Source organism: Kribbella sp. NPDC003505 (assembly GCF_040610875.1).
Taxonomy (GTDB): domain Bacteria; phylum Actinomycetota; class Actinomycetes; order Propionibacteriales; family Kribbellaceae; genus Kribbella.
The window spans coordinates 752014-769347 of sequence record NZ_JBEXNA010000001.1; the positions used below are offsets into that span (position 1 = coordinate 752014).

The window sequence follows — 17334 nt, forward strand, 5'->3', positions numbered from 1 at the left end:
GGGTGGTCGGCGGTGTGGTCGGCGGTGTGGTCGGCGGTGTGGTCGGCGGTGTGGTCGGCGGTGTGGTCGGCGGTGTGGTCGGCGGTGTGGTCGGCGGTGTGGTCGGCGGAGTGGTCGGCGGAGTGGTCGGCGGAGTGGTCGGCGGAGTCGTCGGCGGAGTCGTCGGCGGAGTCGTCGGCGGAGTCGTCGGCGGAGTCGTCGGCGGAGTCGTCGGGGGTGGGGCGTCGCAGCCCTTGACCCAGAAGACCTTGTGTTTGGTGTCGTTGCCCTGGGCGCCGGGGGCGTGGATGGTGATCTTGAGGTGGTAGCCCTGCACGGGATGCGGCTGGCCGGTGAACTTCACCGTGTAGACCACGCGTGCGTCGAGGTCGTTGCCGCCGCCCGCAGGATCGCCGCCGATGAACGGGTTCAGGTCACCGGACACGACCTGCACGCCGGCGTCGGACGTCGGCGCCTGGTCCTGGAAGATGACCTGCGCGTTGTACGGCCCTTCCTCGTAGTTGTAGAACTCGACGGTGAACGAACACCCCTGATGCGGGTTGTTCTCCGGCGGCTTGTCGCCGAGCTCCACCCCGTCGATCTTGATCGTGCCGTTGTTGCCCGGCGGCGCCCCCATCGCCGCGCCGGCCGGCAGCGCGTCCCCGCCCGGCCGCACGAACATCGCGGCGGCGCCGATCAGAACCGTGAGCGCCCCGGCGGCCGCCACCATCGTGGCAGCCTGAGCGCGAACCCCCTTGACGACCATCCCCAGTCCCCTGTCTACCAATGGTCACAACCCGGGCGGACATCTCTCCAGCAGTATGACCCTCTCGTTGCCCAAGTCAACGAATTCGGGGGATGACAACGAAAGACTTGGTTGCCTCAGGCATGCGCCATGCGGTGGATGATGACGATCGCCGAGTCGTCGCCCGGCCCGCCGGCGGTCGCGACCAGCTCCGCGGCCGCGCCCAGGAACCCCTGGCCCACCAGCCGTTCCGCGTGGCCCGCGAGCCGGTCGGTGCCGCGGCCGATGTCCTGCCGCGGCGTCTCGACCATCCCGTCGCTGTACAGGAACAACGCGTCCCCGAGCTTCAGCTGCCCGTGGTTCACCTCGAACTCGGGCGACTCCACCAGCCCGAGCAGCGGCCCGTCGGTGTCCCGCGTCTGCCAGCGCCCCGACCACGCGTCGAACTGGATCGCCGGCGGATGCCCGGCCGTCCGGACGTCGAAGTCCCCTGTGCGCAGGTCCAGCACGACGTGCACCACGGTCGCGAAGTCGTCGTCCCACTCCTGGCGCCGGATGTACCGGTTCGCCGACGACAGGAACTCCTCTTCCGGTACGACGCCCAGCAGCCCGCCGAACGCCCCGGACAGCAACAGCGCCCGGGTCCCGGCGTCGATGCCCTTGCCGGAGACATCGACCAGCGCCACCTCGAGGACGTGCTCGTGCACCGTCGACACGACGAAGTCACCGGAGAACGTCGATCCGCCCGCCGACTGGATCGCGACCTCGACCCGCCAGCCGGGCGGCAGTGTCGGCAACTCCCCCTGTGCGGTGAGCGTGTCGCGCAACTCCATCAGCATCGACTCGCCGCGCGTCCCGGGAACGCCGAGCCGGCTGCGCACCTTCGCGCTGGTGATCATGATCCAGCCGACGACCACGAGCACCAGCACGAAGCCGATCCGGGGCAGCGTCGGGCCGCGCGACAGGACGACGTACGCGCCGAAGGTCGTCGTGATCGCGGTCAGCGCGACCAGCTCCCCGAACCGCAGCAGTACGCCGCCGACCACCAGCGGGACGATCAGGAAGGAGGCCGGCACGAACGTCGACCAGGCCAGGCACGCGATCGAGATCAGCAACTGCACCAGCATGAGCGCGCCGAAGGCGACGCGGTGCGAGCGGCGGGCACGCCGGCCCAGCGCCTCGACCCGGCGGCCGATGCGTCGTATCAGCGCGAGTCCGCCGCTCTTCCTCATGGTGTGAAGAAGATAACGGTACCGACCGGTCCGTGCATCAATTCGAAACACAACCGATGACTGTCAGCTCTTGCGAGTGAGACCGGTTCGCTGGCACTTGGGGCACCAGAACAAGTTACGGCCTGCGAGGATCTTCGTGCGGATCACCGACTGGCAGACGAAGCATCGTTGCCCCTGACGCCGGTAGACGTAGACCTCGCCGCCATGGTCGTCCCGGCGCGGGTCACGGCCCATCGCCTCCGGGGTGTGGTCGTCGGCAACGGTGTCGATCCGCCCGGTCTCGACGCCGTACTTCATCAGCGCGAGCAGGTCGTCCCACATCCCCTGCCACTCGCGCTTCTTCACCACGTTGCCGGGCGTCATCGGGTTCAGCTTGGCCCGGAACAGCACCTCGGCGCGATACACGTTGCCGACACCGCTCAGCACGTCCTGGTTCATCAGCAGCTGACCGATCGGCAGCTTGCTACGGTGGATGCGGTTCCATGCCAGGTCCGGATCCGCGTCGTCACGCAGCGGGTCCGGACCGAGCCGGCCGAGCAGTTTGTCGCGCTCCTCGTCGGTGATCACCTCGCACACGGTCGCACCGCGCAGATCGGCGTACGCCGTCGCGTTCTGCAGCCGCAGCCGGACCTGACCGACCGGTTCGGGGACCGGCGCCGGGCGGATGTCCATCTTCCCGATCAGCCCGAGGTGGATGTGCAGCCAGCCCGCACCCTCGAAGTCGGCGAGGAAGTGCTTGCCGTGTGCCTCGGTCTGGCGCAGCAGGTGCCCGTCGAGCAGCGCGGCGCCCTCGGCGAACCGCCCCTGCGGACTCGACGCCCGAACCGTCCGGCCGCCGAACGCGTCCCAGACGTCGTTCGCCAATCGATGCAGGGTGTGACCTTCAGGCATAATTCCTCTTATGGGGACGACAGATGGATCCAGAGGGGGTCGGACGAGTCCGCCCACCCCGGCCGTAGTCGGCACCGGCCGGAGCATGCGGGCCCGCGACGTGTCGCGGCCACGTCAGCCCGCCGTACGTCGCCCCGTCCTGCCGAGCACCGATGCGACCGATGCGAACGAGACGGACGATCAGGGCAGCGGCGGGAGTTCGCCGGTGGACTCGTAGGCGGACAGCATCTCGATCCGGCGGGTGTGCCGCTCCTCGCCGGAGTAGTCGGTGGCCAGGAACGTCTCGACGAACGCGGTGGCCTCCTCCTCGGTGTGCATCCGGGCGCCGACGCTGACCACGTTGGCGTTGTTGTGTTCGCGACCGAGCCGCGCGGTCTCGGTGCTCCAGGCGAGCACTGCCCGCACGCCCTTCACCTTGTTGGCGGCGATCTGCTCGCCGTTGCCCGAGCCGCCGATCACGATGCCCAGGCTGCCCGGTTCGCCGGCCACGGCCCGGCCCGTGCGCAGGCAGTACGGCGGGTAGTCGTCGACGGCGTCGTACACCGCCGGACCGTGGTCCACGACGTCGTGCCCGGCAGCCGTCAGGTGCTGCACCAGGTGGTTCTTGAGTTCGAAGCCGGCATGGTCGGAGCCGATGTGCACTCGCATGGCCCGCAATCTACTTGTCAGCCTTCCGCAGGTGTACGCCGCCTGGCACCGTCAGCCCCGCGGTCAGCTCCGTCACAGCGGCGTACGCCTGCTCGTACGGCGTCCCGCTCGGGTGCAGCGTGAAGACCGCGACGATGCTCCGGTCGTCCGGCCCGACGGTGCCGGTCGTGTGCAGCGCGTCGTTGACGAGGTCGACCACGGAGTCCGGTTTCGCCCGGTCGGACCGGTACCCGCTCGACCCCTGGAACCCGGACCAGCCCTGCTTGATGCTGTAGCCGTCCTCGAAGACCGACGGGATCCCGAAGAACTGGTCGAAGCCGTCCGTGCCGTGGCGGGTCGCCTGATGCAGGTGGCCCATCACGAAGTCGCGCACCGGCCGCGGGGCGTCCTCCAGCAGGTGGCGGTAGATCCGGACGGTGTCGGCGGCGGTGATCGCGACGTACCCCCAGAAGCCCGGGTGGCTGGGCGGCGGCCCGGCCGTGTGCGTCAGGCCGAGTCGCTCGGCCGTGCGGTCCACGATCGCGGCACCGCCCAACTGGTCCCAGTAGTAGCTCGCCGCGTCGTCGTCACTGCTGCGCAGCATGACCTCGAGCCGTTTCCCGTCGTCGGGCGGTACGTCGGACTCCGGTTCGCGGCGTGCGAAGAAGTCCAGCGCGATCAGCAGCTTGACCACCGACGCGGACCGGAAGCGCTGGTCCGCGTCCTGCTGGTGGACGAACTGTCCGGTCTGGCGGTCGAACACGGCGACGCCGGCGGCCAAAGTCATCTGGAAACCCACTCACTCCTGGACGGATTCACGAGTGAGTAACTTTCACCGCCCGGGTGCCGAAAGTTCAACCCCTGAACCGTCAGTCGAAGATCGGCCCGCGGTCCCGGGTGCGCTTGATCTCGAAGAAGCCCTCGGTGCCGGCGACCAGCCGGACGCCGTCCCAGAGCTTGCCGGCCGCCTCGCCCTTGGGCGCCGGCGTCACCACCGGGCCGAAGAACGCGGTGCCCTCGACCGAGATCACCGGCGTACCGACCTCCATGCCGACCTGGTCCATGCCGGCGTGGTGCGACTTCTTCAGCGCGTCGTCGTACCGATCGGTGTCGGCCGCCTCGATCAGCGACGCCGGCAACCCGACCTCTTCCAGGGCTTCGCGAACCACGTCACCCTTACCGTCGCCGACGCCGCGGCCTTCGACGTGGATGCGGTTGCCGAGCGCGGTGTAGAGCGGCAGCAGGACCTCGTTGCCGTGCGCCTGCTCGGCGGCGATCAGCACCCGGACCGGGCCCCACAGGTTGCGCAGGTTGGCCTTGTACTTCTCGTCGAGCTCGTCACGGCCGTCGTTCAGGACGGCGAGGCTCATCACGTGCCAGGTCGTCTTCACGTCCCGGACCTGCTCGACCTCGAGCATCCAGCGGGACGTCATCCAGGCCCAGGGGCAGGCCGGGTCGAACCAGAAATCAGCGGAGGCAGTCATATTCACCATCATACAAAGTTGAAGCAACGGTTATACCGACTCGGTATCCAATACCCAATGTCGGGGGGAAACCCTCGGCGAACCCGCGAGCCAGGTGCATAGGATGCCGACATGCCTGGAACCAACCTGACGCGCGACGAGGCGCGTTCCCGTGCGGGCGTGGTCAGCGACGTGAGCTACGCGGTCGAGCTCGATCTGGCCAACGCCCCGACCGGTGCTCCGACCTACCCGTCGGTGACCACCATCACGTTCGCGGCCGAGGCCGGGGCGAGCACCTTCGCCGACCTGATCGCGGACAAGGTCCGTTCGGTGACACTGAACGGCGCGACCCTCGACCCGGACGCCGTGTACGACGGCGCCCGCATCCAGCTCGACGGGCTGGCGGAGCGCAACGAGCTCACCGTGGTGGCGGACTGCCTGTACTCGCGGACCGGTGAAGGGCTGCACCGTTCGGTCGATCCGGCCGACAAGGAGACCTACCTCTACACCCAGTTCGAGGTGCCGGACGCTCGCCGGGTGTTCGCCACCTTCGAGCAGCCCGACCTCAAGGCCCCGTTCACCTTCACCGTCTCCGCACCGGCCCGCTGGGTCGTCATCTCGAACGCCCCGACCCCCGAGCCCACGCCGTACCAGGGCGCGAACGGCGAGGAGCTGGCGCGCTGGGAGTTCCCGCCGACCGAGCGGATCTCCACCTACATCACCGCGGTGGTCGCGGGTCCGTACCACGTGGTCACCGACGTGTACGAAGGGCCGCACGGGACGTACCCGCTGTCGCTGCTGTGCCGTCCGTCGCTGAAGGGCGCGCTGGACGTCGACGACCTGTTCGAGGTCACCAAGCAGGGCTTCGCGCTCTTCGAGGAGGCGTTCGGTACGCCGTACCCGTTCCACAAGTACGACCAGGCTTTCGTGCCGGAGTACAACATGGGCGCGATGGAGAACGCGGGCTGCGTGACGCTGCGCGACGAGTACCTGTTCCGCAGCCGGACGACGCACGCCGAGATGGAGGCGCGCGCCAACACCGTGCTGCACGAGCTGGCGCACATGTGGTTCGGCGACCTGGTCACGATGACCTGGTGGGACGACCTGTGGCTGAACGAGTCGTTCGCCGAGTGGGCCAGCCACTGGGCGCAGGTGGTCGCCACGACGAAGTACTCCGACGCGTGGACGACGTTCTGCAACGCCCGCAAGAACTGGGCGTATCGCCAGGACCAGCTGCCGTCGACGCACCCGATCGCGGCCGACATGATCGACTTCCACGCGGTCGAGGTGAACTTCGACGGCATCACCTACGCCAAGGGCGCGTCGACGCTGCGGCAACTGGTCGCGTTCGTCGGCGAGGACACCTTCGTCAGCGCCCTGAAGGAGTACTTCAAGGACCACGCGTTCTCCAACACCGAGCTCGCGGACCTGCTGAAGCCGCTGGAGAAGGCGTCCGGCCGCGATCTCGACGACTGGACCGAGCGCTGGCTGCGGACCGCCGGCGTGAACACGCTGCGCGCCGACTTCGCGGTCGACGAGCAGGGCGCGTTCACGCGGTTCGCGATCGAGCAGACCGCGACCGAGAAGTTCCCGGTGCTGCGGCCGCACCGGCTCGCGGTCGGCCTGTACCGGCGCACGGAGGCCGGCCTGGTCCGGACCGAGCGATTCGAGGTGGACATCGACGGGCCACGCACCGAGCTCCCGGAGCTGACCGGTGCGACCCAGCCGGACCTGGTGCTGCTGAACGACGACGACCTCACCTACGCCAAGATCCGGCTCGACGAGCGCTCCCGCGGCACGCTGGTGGAGTCGATCGACCAGCTCACCGAGTCGTTGCCGAGGGCACTCGCCTGGGGCTCCGCGTGGGACATGACCCGGGACGCGGAGATGCCGGCCAGCCAGTACGTCGGCATCGTGCTGCGCGGCATCCGGGCCGAGACCGATCTGACCGGTGTGCGCTCCCTGCTCAACCAGGCGAGCAGCGCGATCAATCAGTACGCCGCCCCGCAGAACCGGCCCGCCCTGCGCGCACAGTTCGAGGAGGCGCTGGCCGGACTGGTCGCCGACTCCGAGCCGGGCAGCGACCACCAGCTGGCGTTCGTCCGGGCGTACAGCTCGGCGGTGTTCTCCGAGGCAGGCGCCGACCGCCTCGGCGGCTGGCTGGAGGGTCGCGACCTGCCGCAAGGCCTGGCCGTCGACACCGACCTGCGCTGGACGCTGATCGTGGCGCTGGCCCGGCTCGGCCGGATCGGCGCGGACGAGATCGACGACGAGCTCACCCGCGACACCACGATCACCGGTCAGGAGCGGGCCGCCCAGGCCCGTGCCGCCCGGCCGACGGCGGAGGCGAAGGAAGAAGCCTGGCGGGTCGCCGTCGAGTCCGAGGACACCCCGAACGAGACCCAGTTCCGGACCATCCTCGGCTTCCAGCAGCCGGGCCAGGAGGACCTGCTGCGGCCGTACGTCGACAAGTACCTGAACGCGGCCAAGGACGTCTACACGCGGCTCGGCTCGTCCATGGGCGAGAACGTGCTCGTGTACCTGTCCCCGCGGCACCTCGCCGACCAGGGCGCGCTCGACGCACTGACCGGCTGGCTGGCCGTGGAGTCGTCGTCCGTCGACGCTCCGACGCTCCGGTACGTCACCGAGGCCCAGGCCGACCTGACCCGCGCGATCGCCGCACAGGCCAACGACATCGTCGCCTGACACCCTTCAGGCAGGGCCGGTCTCATCACGGGACCGGCCCTGTCGCTTTGAACCTCGCCGTGCGGTAAGACTGGGTCGGTGCCCGCCTCTGATCCCGCCTTGGCTGGTGCGGCAGCTGTTGCGCTGACCGGACTCGCAGAGGCGTACCGACCCCGCCCCATCACACCGCTGATGCCCTGGCGCTACAGCAACCGTCTGGTGAAGCCGTACGTCGTCACAGCGCGCGGCCGGCAATGGGACGACCACATGGTCGACGTCGCCCGCGGTACCGCCACCCGGCAGCTCGAGTTCGACGACGCGATGGGCTCCGTGGGGCTCGGTGTCGTCGTACTGCATCTGGGCGACGACGGCATCTACCTCGTGGTGCAGAGCTGGGCGAAGGACTTCCAGTCACGGCTGAGCATCTTCAGCGGGATGGACGTCGACGACCTACGCCCGGCACCGATCGGCGCCGCGCCCTGCGTCTGGGAACTCGAGGTCCTGAGCCATGAGCGCGCGTCGTACGTGCAGCACATCCTGTCGGCCGGCGTGGACGTCGACGGCTGGCTCGACGACGTCCTCGACACCCGCCCCACCCCACGCCCCGACGGCATACCGTCCGGCACCTAGGGCATGCCCTAGTTCTGACCAGCCGCGTCGAGGCGGTGCCGTTGGTCCGTGGTGAGCTCCAGGTCGACGGATGCGAGCGTCTCGTCGAGCTGGGCGACCGACGACGCACCGACCAGCGGGATGATCGAGAGCTCGCCACCCATCAGCCAGGCCAGCACCACGTCGTCGAGGAGCATCCGGCGTTCGGCGACGAGTTGCAGGACCACGGTCGCGACGAGCGCCTTGTTCGTGCTGCCGATCCGGAACTGCCCGTCCTTCCTGGGCGGCCGGCCGCCGAGTTCCCCGACGCCGCTCGCCACCGTTCGCGTCCGGCCGGACGTCGTCGTCTGCCGTGCGATCACTCCGGTGACGCCGACGGCGTGCACGACATCGGCGTCCCGCTGCAGCGACGAGCGCCCCGCGTCGGCCCGCAGCGGTACGACGGACAGGGCGAGAGTCATGATCACCACAACAGCGGGCAGGCGTCTCATCGGCGAGATCCCCTCCGGATCGGGTCGGTCAGCTGGCACGAGGCTGCCAGCGCCGCCGGACGGCAGCCATCGCCTCCGGACCCGGACAGTGGTAGCTCGAACGCTACCCGTGAGGGTCAAACGCTTGTTGGTCGGCGGATCGTGAAGGCGTGTGTGCGGTGTGCGATCCCCTTCTGGGGAAAGAGATTCTTACCACCTGAAGAAGGCTCACTTACTCGTGCGTTCGGTTTAAGCTGCACCGCATATATCCATCAGGGTGTCTGGGGAGGGGCCCTTGCCGTGACACGCGTCGACCACCGGAAGCCGCCCGCCCGGGCTGCCCGCAGACAGCAGCGGCCTGCCGCCCGACGGAACGCGCCCGCAGGGCGACCGCGGAAGCCGCAGCGATCGCGCAGTGCGATCGGCGCAGCGATCGTGGCCAGTCTGGCGATGGTCGCAGTGTTCGCGTTCATCCTCACCCGCGGCGCGGACTCGGAGACACCCGCCGACGGACTGCGCATGGGGTCGGGGACCGACAGCGGCGCCGCGGCGCCGGCCGCACCGACCGCGAGCGCGACCGGCAGCGTCAGCAAGGCCGACCGGAAGCCGCCGGTGTCCGCGACAGCCCCTAAGCCGACAGCGAAGCCTCAGACGACCACGCCGCCGCCGGTGAACACCGGTCCGACCTCGCCGAAGTTCAAGAGCGGCCAGTGGATCGCGATGCTGGACAAGTACCCCGCCGACGCGGGCGAGACGGCCAAGGAGACAGCCGCCAAGATCACGCGCGCCGGAATCCCGGCGAAGGCGATGCTGGTCGACGGCCAGTACCCGGGCCTCACGACCAGCTCGCTCACACCGGTCACGGGCACCTGGATGGTCTATCTCGGCCCGGGCACGTCCTCTGAGCAGATGCTGAACCTGTGCCTGGACCCGCGCACGCAAGCGGCGTACCAGAGCCCGTGCCCGACCTACGAACCAGCCGGCTGAGGTACTGGGGGCACCGCGGGCACCGGGTCGGTCGCCAGCCGGGCGTGCAGGTGCGAGTCGTGCCGCAGCCCGGTCGGCTCGACGTAGTAGTCACGCATCACGCCTTCGAGGCGGAACCCGGCGCGCTGTGCGACGTGGCATGACCCCTCGTTGACCAGCGCGTGGTCGAGCGAGATGCGGTGCAGCCGTAGGCCGTCGGCTGCGAATCCCCAGCGCGCGGCCGCGTCCAGGGCGCGGGCACCGAGCCGGCGACCACGGGCGAGCGGGCTCACCCAGTACGCCGCCACGGCCTGGTCCGGTACGCGGTGGACGTCCCGCAGCGTCACGCTGCCGATCACCTGATCGGTCTGCGTGTCCGCGATCGCGAAGACCGCGTTGCCGCGCGCCCAGCTGTCGATCCGCGGCTCGAGCCAGCGGCGGGCGCGCTTGTCGGCCGGCGTGCTGATCACCGCCGTGCCGGCGGTCCAGCGGAGGATGCCAGGGTCCTGCAGCGCGAGGGCGACCGCAGCCTCGTCGGAGGCGACGAACGGACGCAGTACGACGTCGTCCAGGGCGATGCGACGGGGCTGCAGGGCCGCCACGTCAGAGCTTGTGCGGCTCGTTGTTCGCGTGCAGCAGCGGCGGCTGGTGGGCGTGCGCGCCGAGCTGCTGGACACCGGTGACCAGGCCGCCGGTGAGGTCACCGGTCGCGAACGAGGTCTGCATGGTCAAGGCGGCCAAGCCGGCGGACGTGTCCGACAGCTGCCGCCTGGCCAGCGAGCCGGTGACGATCTCGAGCCGGCGGCCGGCCGGGTCGACGTACACCAGGACGCTGCTGTCCGGGTCGTCGAGCTCGTTCAGCAGCTCGATCGCGAACGGACGGGTCTCGGAGTCCGCGCCGCCGACGTACACCGAGAAGTGCAGGCCGGAGGTCTCCTCGGCGTTCCGGACGGCCCGCTCGATGTCGTAGAGCTGGTCGGGGGTGAATGCGTCACCAGCTGGCACTTGCGCCTCCGAGCGTGCGGGCGACGCCGGTGCCGGCGGTCGCGGTGGCACCCGGTGCACTGGTCAGCTCAGGCATCTCGGGCAGGTTGGCCGGGTCCGGCTTGGTCGCCGTCGGTCCGTTGATCCAGACCGGCGGGGCCCACCAGGACAGGCCCGGGCGGTACCGCGGGCCGCTCGCGATCGACGACGCGAACACCAGCAGCGCCAGCACGGCGATGACGAGGGCAGGAATCCCGACGAACACCAGCAACGAGTGCCCGGACAATTCGACAATCACAAGCCGAAGCCTAGTACCCGCAGCACGGGAGGGACCGAGGCCCCTCCCGCAAGACCTGTCAGCAACTCTGTCAGCAGCCTCCGCAGTTGTAGTAGGTGATGTCCCAGTGGCTGCCCTCGTCGGCGTAGATGTTGCCGGCGCCGGAGCGCCACTGGGCGGCGCCGTCGCCGCGGTCGGCGATCCGGGTGAACGTGTTGCGGATGTAGTTGCCGACGCAGGTGTACTTCGAGATGTCGACCTTGTACCCGTTCCAGTGGCTGTAGGTGCCGCTCGCGTGGCCGACCTCGGTACCGCCGGTGATGTTGACCGCGCACCCGCTGGCGGTCTTCAGCGTGCGGACGCCGTACGCCGTGCTGTCGTTGATCTGCTCGAACGACGTGCACGTGGAGTTGTAGCGGTCCGAGCAGCCACCGCTGGACGACCAGGTCAGCCCCGCGGCCCGGAAGATCGACGTGGCCTGGGAGTGCGTCAGCTTGGTCAGCGCGGACGCCTGCTCGACCGCCACCACTCCGGGCAGCAGGCCGACGACCACGGCGACCAGGGGAACCACGACGCGACGGAGCAACGACTTCATGGGGACACTCCTTGAAATATGGGGCGGTTATTTCAAGGAGTGCAATTCCCAGGAAAGTTATTGGCGAAACGTCAGGTTGAATCAGAAATTGACATCCGAGCACTGGTAGAAGGCGTTCCCGGTGTCGGCGATCGTCCAGACCGCGAGGATCATGTGCCGCCCGGACCGGCCGGTCGGGATCGTGCCGGGGTGCGACACGTCGTTCGGCGGCCGGCTGCCGTTCATCTTGACCGTCAGGAACGGCGTCAGCTCGAGCGCGGACCGGGTCAGGGGCTGCGACGGATTCCAGCCCTGCTTGGTCATGTAGTACGAGAAGTCGGCGGTCGAGTGCGGGGCGGTCAGGTGCCAGGTGAACGTGAACCCCTGCCCGCCCTGCAACTGGGTTGCCGGCCAGGCTCCCCCGCGCTGGTCGTCGAGTTCGTGGAACTGAGCGAGCCCGGCCGAGCACAGGACACCGTCGGCCGGTCCCGCGGCCGGGAAGCCCTTCGGCCCTTCGACACTCTGCGGCTCCCACTGGATCGCGCCGCAGTTCTGTACGGCGCCTTGCTGACAGAGCTTGGCGCGACTGATCGGCGAGTTCGTCCAACCATGTCCGTAGGCGAGCGGGACCGACGTACCGACGGTCAGCGCGAGAGCGCCGACGGCAATTCCGGCCAGGCTGAGCCTTCGTTTGGGCAGCATGCAACAAACTCCTTCAACTGTTGGGGCGGTGGACAGCGAAGGAAGGCGCCTCTCCTGCTCAATAGAAAACAACCGTTCAAATCTATTGTCAACGGTTCGTGAGCAGGTGAATACAGAAAGGTACGAAGCGCTAGATGTTCAGGGCGCCGATCAGCCGTCGGAGGCGCTGGTTGTTGGGCAGGTCCTCGATCAGGACGGGTTCGCCGCGCGGGCCACCGAGCGGGACGCGCCAGTTCGGATACTCGTCCGTGGTGCCGGGCTGGTTCTGCGTACGGCGTTCCCCGACGGCGTCCGTCAACGCGACACCGACGAGCTTCGCCGGCGTGTGCGCGACGTACCGGTGCATGGCCTCGACGATGCGCTCGACATCGCCGTCGGTGTTGCTGAGCAGGTGGCGCTCACGCAGCGCGTCGAGCCAGGCGTCGCGATCGGCCTCGTCGACCGCCAGTTCCTCTTCCACAGGCCGGGTCAGCAACCCCAGCCGGTTCCGCAGCTCGACGTGATCACCGGCGAGGTAGCCCGCCGTCGGCGGCAGGTCGTGGGTGGTGACCGTGGCAAGGCACAGCTCCCGCCACCGCTCCGGCGACAACGGCTTGCCGTTGGCATCCCGCTCGAACCACAGCACCGACGTACCGAGGATGCCCCGCTCGGTCAGGTAGTCGCGGACCCAGGGCTCGACGGTCCCCAGGTCCTCACCGATCACGGTCACCCCGGAGCGTTGCGCTTCCAGCACCAGGATGCCGACCAATGCCTCGTGGTCGTACCGCACGTACGTGCCCTCGGTCGGCCGCTCCGGCGACGTCACCCACCACAGGCGGAACATGCCGAGGATGTGGTCGATCCGCAGCCCGCCGCCGTGCCGCATCACCGCGCGCACCAGGTCCCGCCACGCGGCGTACCCGGTGTCGGCCAGCGCGTTCGGCCGCCACGGCGGCTGCGACCAGTCCTGTCCCTGCTGGTTGAACGCGTCCGGCGGCGCACCCACGTGGATGTTGCGCGCAAGCACGTTCTGCAGCGCCCAGGCGTCGGCGCCGTCCGGATGCACACCGACAGCGAGATCGTGGACCACGCCCAGCGACATGCCGGCCGCCTTCGCGCGGGCCTGGGTCCGCGCCAGCTGATCGTCGAGCTGCCACTGCAGCCAGCAGTGGAACTCCACCGCGTCCGGATTCTCATTGCGGAAGGCAACAACTTCCGGCGAGGTCGGCTCCTGCAGTTCCTCCGGCCACTTGCTCCACTCCGGCCCGTGCACGTCGGCGATCGCGGCCCAGGTGGCGAAATCGATCAGCCCCTGGCTCTCCCGGTCGCAGAACGCGCCGTACTCCGCGATCCGTCCCACGGACGGCTGCACGCCGAACAGCACCTGCAGCGCCTCCCGCTTGGCCGCCCAGACCGTGTCGCGGTCGAGCGCCGTCGAGTCCTCGCTCAGTGCGCGTGCCTGCAGCGCCAGCGCCCGCACCCGGTCGCGCTCCGCCGGAGCGAGGTCGCCGTACTCCTCGATGTCCTCGATGCGCAGGTAGATCGGATTCGCGAAGCGCCGGGACGCCGGCAGGTACGGCGAGGGCTCCATGCGGCCGGCCAGCTCCGCGGCGTGCAACGGGTTCACCAGGACGAAGCCCGCTCCCAGGTCGTGCGCCGACCACGCGGCCAGGTCCCCCAGGTCGTGCAGGTCGCCGATGCCCCACGAGCGGCGGGAGCGCACGGAGTACAGCTGCAGCACCCAGCCCCACGTCCGTCGCAGCTTCTCCGGCGCCAGCTTCGCCGGCGTGACGATCAGCGTGCTGACCGAGATCTCCGGGTTGGTGCCGATCCGCGCGCACAGCCGGTGGTACCCGAGCGGCAGGTCGCCCGGCAGCTGGAACGTCGCCTCACCGACCTGGACGCCGTCGATCCACTCCGGCTCGACCCAGTGCTCCTGCTGCGGGATGTCCCGCCGGTGACCGCCGTCCTCGAGGTCGATCCACACCTCCGCCGACGAGCCGTGCGGAAGGTGTACGGCGAACCACGGGGTCCAGCCCTCCCGCATCACCACGGTCGCCGGCAGCGTCCGGCGCCAACGCGCCTGCTGGTGCTCGGCCAGCGCCAGGGCCGCCTTCTCCGGCGTCGACGCGTCCACACCGAGGGCCGCGAGCACGTCGGCCACGACCTCGCTGGAGACGATCACATGCTCGCCCTGCCAGTTCCAGTACTCCGTCGCCACGCCATGGGCAACCGCTAGCTCGACAAGGGCCGGAGTAGGAGCAGTCACCCCAGCGAGTCTGCCGTATCAACGGCACCCACGGCCAAACGGCGCGCGTTGCAGACCCCTCTTACGCGTTCGAGCGGCGCCGGCTGAGCATGAGGACGGCCAGCAGGAGGACCGCACTGGCGACGACGAGGCCGATGGCGACGCCGGCCAGGTTGTCGGTCAGTTGGTACAGGGCGGTCGGCCAGATGACCAGGAGGATCGCGCAGCCGACCACGGCGTACGCCGAGCGCCGGGTCCGCCCGTACGCGACCAGCAGCGCCGCGGGGCCCGCCGTACCGACGGCCAGCGCCATGATCTCGCCGCGCTCCTGGACCAGCCAGCAGATCGACGAGCTGAACATCGCCGCTCCGGCCAGTGACCACGACGTCACCTGATCGCGCACCAGACCGAGCATCGCGAACACGAACGCGACGATGATGAACCCGGTCCCGGCGATCCCCGCACTGTTCGGCGCCGACCCGGTGTCCGGAGTGAGGACATCTGCCGTGATCACCAACACACCCACGGCCAGGATCCCGAACGTTGCCACCAGCAACGAAGGCTGCTGCAGCCAGCACACCCCACCGGCCGCCAGCGCAAGCGCGATCGCGACCCCGGTGACCCGGCCGGCCTCCCCCTCGATCGCCACGTACGTCGCGAAGCCGGCCACGCAGCAGCCCAAGGCCGCGAGCGCCGAGCTCAGCTGTTCCCGGCGCCGCACCAGCGCCAGCACCACCGCGGCCCCGAGCAGCACGACCGCGGCGGCCGTGCCGGTGGTGATCCGGGCGGCGCGGCCCATTTCGCCCCAGTTCGCCAAGGTCAGGAGCGCGACGGCGCCGAGCAGCAGCGCCCCGCCGATGTAGCCGAGCACCTCCACCAGCGCACTCGTGTGGGCCGGAACGGGCGGCCGCTTGCCCTTGGCCGGCTCCGGCTCGGGCGGCTCCTGCCGCGGACGTGGCCGGCCGGGGTCGGCGAGCGCCGCGGCGATCTCGGCGTCGGCGGCGTCCCGGATCGAGTCGGCCTGGTACTGGCGCAGCACACCAGCGCTCACGAGCCTTGAAAGCTCGTCGTCCAGCCGGCTCGACATGCTTTTCCGTCTCCTTGTCAGCCCTACTAACATCAGGCGGCGAGATGCCTATTCTGACCAGCTACCTTGTGTCCCTAGTCAGTCACCCCCTGTTTTCCTCGTCGTTGAGTCTGCCGGACACGTTCCCGACGTTCTTCCGGATGGGCAACGACGGCAAGCTGGAGGTGACCGATCAGGTCGTGGTCGTGCCGGCCCGGATCGCCGGCCTGATCATCGGCTTCTTCGTGCTGCGCTGGCTGCTGCACAAGATCATCCGCCGGTTCGCCCGGCGGACCGGCAACGGTGCCGTGGCCGGCGTCCTGTCCAAGTCGAAGCTCGGCCAGGGGTTCGTGGAGAGCACGCTCGCCAGCGAGCGCCGGACCCAGCGCGCGGAGACGATCGCCTCGCTGCTGTGCAGCGCGATCACCATCGTGCTGAGCGCGGTCCTGGTGGTGATGGTGCTCGCCGAGCTCGGCTTCAACATCCTCCCGGTGATCGCGTCCGCGAGCATCATCGGCGTGGCGCTCGGCTTCGGCGCGCAGACGCTGGTGAAGGACTTCCTGGCCGGCGTGTTCATGATCTTCGAGGACCAGTACGGCGTCGGCGACCTGATCGACATGGAGAAGGCGACCGGCGTCGTGGTCGCGGTCGGCCTGCGGATCACCACGCTGCGCGGCGAGGACGGCACCACCTGGTACGTCCGCAACGGCGAGGTCCTCCGGGTCGGCAACCTGACCACCCGCGACCCGAACAGCACCCTCACCTCCGGCGTCGGCTCCGGCACCGAGAAGGAAGAAGAGGCCAAGGCCGACGACAGCGCGGCCGCCGAGAAGCAGGACGAGGCCCGGAGCTGAGACGCGAACGCCTCCCGTGCCGAGGCACGGGAGGCGTCAGAGCGGTGATTCAGCGCCGTGGTTCAGCGCCGTGGTTCAGCGCCGGCGGTTCAGGCGGTGAAGGTGACGTCCAGGGTGATCGGGACGGCGGACAGCGCCTGCGAGACCGGGCAGTTCTTCTTCGCGCCCTCGGCGAACTCCGCGAACTCGTCGGCGGTCAGCCCGGGCACGTTGCCGTTCACGGCCAGCTTGATCCCGGTGATGCCCTCACCCGGCTGGAAGGTCACGTCGGCCTGGGTGTCGATCGACGCCGGCGGGTTGCCGGCCTGCGCCAGCGCGTGCGACAGGGCCATCGAGAAGCAGGTGGAGTGCGCGGCCGCGATCAGCTCCTCCGGGCTGGTCTTGCCGTTGGCGTCGTTCGCGCGGGAGGCCCAGGTGACGTCATACGTGCCGACACCGGACGACTCCAGGGCGACCTTGCCGGCGCCCTCCATCAGCGAGCCTTCCCAGTGGGCCTTCGCCGTACGAGTGGTAGCCATGCTCGTGTTGTCTCCTTCTGGAAGATTCAGACAGTGGTTCAGCGGCCGGACACGTCGATCGCGCCCGGGTACTGCGGTTCGTCGGTGTTCACCATGCTGTGCGCGGCCATCACCATGTAGCGCCAGATCTCCTCGTCCCGCTCCGGGGACAGGGCGATCTCGTCGAGCGCGGCCCGCATGTGGCCGAGCCACCGGTCCCGCGCGCCCGGGGTGACGGCGAACGGGGCGTGCCGCATCCGCAGCCGGGGGTGCCCGCGCTGCTCGGAGTACGTCTTCGGGCCGCCCCAGTACTGCTCGAGGAACATCCGGAAGCGCACCTCGGCCGGACCGAGGTCCTCCTCCGGGTACATCGCCCGCAGTTCCGGATCGGCGGCAACCCCGCGGTAGAACGCTGCCACCAACCGGTGGAAGGTCTCCGCCCCACCGACGGCGTCGTAGAAGCTCTGCTGCTCACTCATGTCGGAC

The 17334-nt window shown here is 69.5% G+C and carries 20 protein-coding genes; 4 read left to right on the forward strand and 16 right to left on the reverse strand.

Going from position 1 to position 17334, the window contains the following annotated elements; all coding sequences use genetic code 11:
- From ABZX12_RS03570 to ABZX12_RS03595, 6 genes are all read right to left on the reverse strand, one after another.
- Positions 1-745 (reverse strand): hypothetical protein (locus tag ABZX12_RS03570; protein ID WP_355689452.1); only part of this gene is annotated, 745 nt, incomplete at its 3' end.
- Positions 746-861: 116 nt separating this feature from the next.
- The gene (locus tag ABZX12_RS03575) at positions 862-1956 is read right to left on the reverse strand and encodes a PP2C family protein-serine/threonine phosphatase (RefSeq protein WP_355689454.1); all 1095 of its coding nucleotides are present in this window, start codon (positions 1954-1956) and stop codon (positions 862-864) included.
- 63 nt (positions 1957-2019) lie between these two features.
- Complete coding sequence (locus ABZX12_RS03580) at positions 2020-2847, reverse strand: DNA-formamidopyrimidine glycosylase family protein (RefSeq protein ID WP_355689456.1); 828 nt, start codon at positions 2845-2847, stop codon at positions 2020-2022.
- A 180-nt stretch (positions 2848-3027) separates the two neighbouring features.
- The gene (locus ABZX12_RS03585; protein ID WP_355689458.1) at positions 3028-3495 is read right to left on the reverse strand and encodes a ribose-5-phosphate isomerase; all 468 of its coding nucleotides are present in this window, start codon (positions 3493-3495) and stop codon (positions 3028-3030) included.
- A gap of 10 nt (positions 3496-3505) precedes the next feature.
- Positions 3506-4261 carry a hypothetical protein gene (locus ABZX12_RS03590; RefSeq protein ID WP_355689459.1) on the reverse strand — a complete coding sequence of 252 codons (756 nt, stop codon included), beginning with the start codon at positions 4259-4261 and terminating at the stop codon, positions 3506-3508.
- An 82-nt stretch (positions 4262-4343) separates the two neighbouring features.
- Positions 4344-4958 carry a DsbA family protein gene (locus ABZX12_RS03595; RefSeq protein WP_355689460.1) on the reverse strand — a complete coding sequence of 205 codons (615 nt, stop codon included), beginning with the start codon at positions 4956-4958 and terminating at the stop codon, positions 4344-4346.
- A gap of 111 nt (positions 4959-5069) precedes the next feature.
- Between ABZX12_RS03595 and pepN the strand changes: the two genes are divergently transcribed.
- Positions 5070-7643, forward strand: coding sequence for an aminopeptidase N (gene pepN, locus ABZX12_RS03600; protein WP_355689462.1), 2574 nt, complete (start codon positions 5070-5072; stop codon positions 7641-7643).
- Between the two features lie 78 nt (positions 7644-7721).
- Entirely contained in the window at positions 7722-8252 is a 531-nt protein-coding gene (locus ABZX12_RS03605) for a hypothetical protein (protein WP_355689464.1), read from the forward strand.
- Positions 8253-8260: 8 nt separating this feature from the next.
- Here ABZX12_RS03605 and ABZX12_RS03610 read toward each other — a convergent pair whose 3' ends face one another.
- Positions 8261-8722, reverse strand: coding sequence for an aldo/keto reductase (locus ABZX12_RS03610; protein ID WP_355689466.1), 462 nt, complete (start codon positions 8720-8722; stop codon positions 8261-8263).
- A 414-nt stretch (positions 8723-9136) separates the two neighbouring features.
- Here ABZX12_RS03610 and ABZX12_RS03615 point away from each other — a divergent pair, with 414 nt between their 5' ends.
- Entirely contained in the window at positions 9137-9688 is a 552-nt protein-coding gene (locus ABZX12_RS03615; RefSeq protein ID WP_355689468.1) for a hypothetical protein, read from the forward strand.
- Here ABZX12_RS03615 and ABZX12_RS03620 read toward each other — a convergent pair.
- The 7 genes from ABZX12_RS03620 to ABZX12_RS03650 all read right to left on the reverse strand — a co-directional run bounded on the left by ABZX12_RS03620 (position 9670) and on the right by ABZX12_RS03650 (position 15518).
- Positions 9670-10269, reverse strand: a complete 600-nt coding sequence (locus tag ABZX12_RS03620; protein ID WP_355689469.1) for a GNAT family protein — start codon at positions 10267-10269, stop codon at positions 9670-9672. The genes ABZX12_RS03615 and ABZX12_RS03620 overlap by 19 nt on opposite strands.
- 1 nt (position 10270) lies before the next feature.
- Positions 10271-10672: a DUF5130 family protein gene (locus tag ABZX12_RS03625; RefSeq protein WP_355689471.1), complete on the reverse strand. Its 402-nt coding sequence runs from the start codon at positions 10670-10672 to the stop codon at positions 10271-10273.
- Positions 10659-10949 carry a hypothetical protein gene (locus ABZX12_RS03630; protein ID WP_355689473.1) on the reverse strand — a complete coding sequence of 97 codons (291 nt, stop codon included), beginning with the start codon at positions 10947-10949 and terminating at the stop codon, positions 10659-10661. Before ABZX12_RS03630 ends, ABZX12_RS03625 begins: the two co-directional genes overlap by 14 nt.
- A 70-nt stretch (positions 10950-11019) precedes the next feature.
- Positions 11020-11523, reverse strand: coding sequence for a hypothetical protein (locus ABZX12_RS03635; protein ID WP_355689474.1), 504 nt, complete (start codon positions 11521-11523; stop codon positions 11020-11022).
- Between the two features lie 81 nt (positions 11524-11604).
- The gene (locus ABZX12_RS03640) at positions 11605-12204 is read right to left on the reverse strand and encodes a lytic polysaccharide monooxygenase (protein WP_355689476.1); all 600 of its coding nucleotides are present in this window, start codon (positions 12202-12204) and stop codon (positions 11605-11607) included.
- Positions 12205-12334: 130 nt separating this feature from the next.
- On the reverse strand, positions 12335-14452 hold the full coding sequence (malQ, locus tag ABZX12_RS03645; protein ID WP_355689478.1) for a 4-alpha-glucanotransferase: 2118 nt from the start codon (positions 14450-14452) through the stop codon (positions 12335-12337).
- A gap of 61 nt (positions 14453-14513) precedes the next feature.
- Entirely contained in the window at positions 14514-15518 is a 1005-nt protein-coding gene (locus tag ABZX12_RS03650) for a hypothetical protein (protein ID WP_355689480.1), read from the reverse strand.
- A gap of 104 nt (positions 15519-15622) precedes the next feature.
- Between ABZX12_RS03650 and ABZX12_RS03655 the strand changes: the two genes are divergently transcribed.
- Positions 15623-16351: a mechanosensitive ion channel domain-containing protein gene (locus ABZX12_RS03655; protein ID WP_355689482.1), complete on the forward strand. Its 729-nt coding sequence runs from the start codon at positions 15623-15625 to the stop codon at positions 16349-16351.
- Positions 16352-16440: 89 nt separating this feature from the next.
- On the opposite strand, the gene ABZX12_RS03660 is transcribed toward ABZX12_RS03655, so the two are convergent.
- Both ABZX12_RS03660 and ABZX12_RS03665 read right to left on the reverse strand, forming a co-directional pair.
- Positions 16441-16869, reverse strand: coding sequence for an OsmC family protein (locus ABZX12_RS03660; RefSeq protein ID WP_355689483.1), 429 nt, complete (start codon positions 16867-16869; stop codon positions 16441-16443).
- Between the two features lie 38 nt (positions 16870-16907).
- Complete coding sequence (locus tag ABZX12_RS03665; RefSeq protein ID WP_355689485.1) at positions 16908-17327, reverse strand: globin; 420 nt, start codon at positions 17325-17327, stop codon at positions 16908-16910.
- Between the last annotated feature and the right edge of the window lie 7 nt (positions 17328-17334).

Coding starts and splice junctions, on each gene's coding strand:
- ABZX12_RS03590 (WP_355689459.1), bottom strand. CDS start 4,261: ATGACTTTGGCCGCCGGCGTCGCCGTGTTCGACCGCCAGACCGGACAG.
- ABZX12_RS03580 (WP_355689456.1), bottom strand. CDS start 2,847: ATGCCTGAAGGTCACACCCTGCATCGATTGGCGAACGACGTCTGGGAC.
- ABZX12_RS03650 (WP_355689480.1), bottom strand. CDS start 15,518: ATGTCGAGCCGGCTGGACGACGAGCTTTCAAGGCTCGTGAGCGCTGGT.
- pepN (WP_355689462.1), top strand. CDS start 5,070: ATGCCTGGAACCAACCTGACGCGCGACGAGGCGCGTTCCCGTGCGGGC.
- ABZX12_RS03610 (WP_355689466.1), bottom strand. CDS start 8,722: ATGAGACGCCTGCCCGCTGTTGTGGTGATCATGACTCTCGCCCTGTCC.
- ABZX12_RS03665 (WP_355689485.1), bottom strand. CDS start 17,327: ATGAGTGAGCAGCAGAGCTTCTACGACGCCGTCGGTGGGGCGGAGACC.
- ABZX12_RS03660 (WP_355689483.1), bottom strand. CDS start 16,869: ATGGCTACCACTCGTACGGCGAAGGCCCACTGGGAAGGCTCGCTGATG.
- ABZX12_RS03595 (WP_355689460.1), bottom strand. CDS start 4,958: ATGACTGCCTCCGCTGATTTCTGGTTCGACCCGGCCTGCCCCTGGGCC.
- ABZX12_RS03585 (WP_355689458.1), bottom strand. CDS start 3,495: ATGCGAGTGCACATCGGCTCCGACCATGCCGGCTTCGAACTCAAGAAC.
- ABZX12_RS03575 (WP_355689454.1), bottom strand. CDS start 1,956: ATGAGGAAGAGCGGCGGACTCGCGCTGATACGACGCATCGGCCGCCGG.
- ABZX12_RS03640 (WP_355689476.1), bottom strand. CDS start 12,204: ATGCTGCCCAAACGAAGGCTCAGCCTGGCCGGAATTGCCGTCGGCGCT.
- ABZX12_RS03635 (WP_355689474.1), bottom strand. CDS start 11,523: ATGAAGTCGTTGCTCCGTCGCGTCGTGGTTCCCCTGGTCGCCGTGGTC.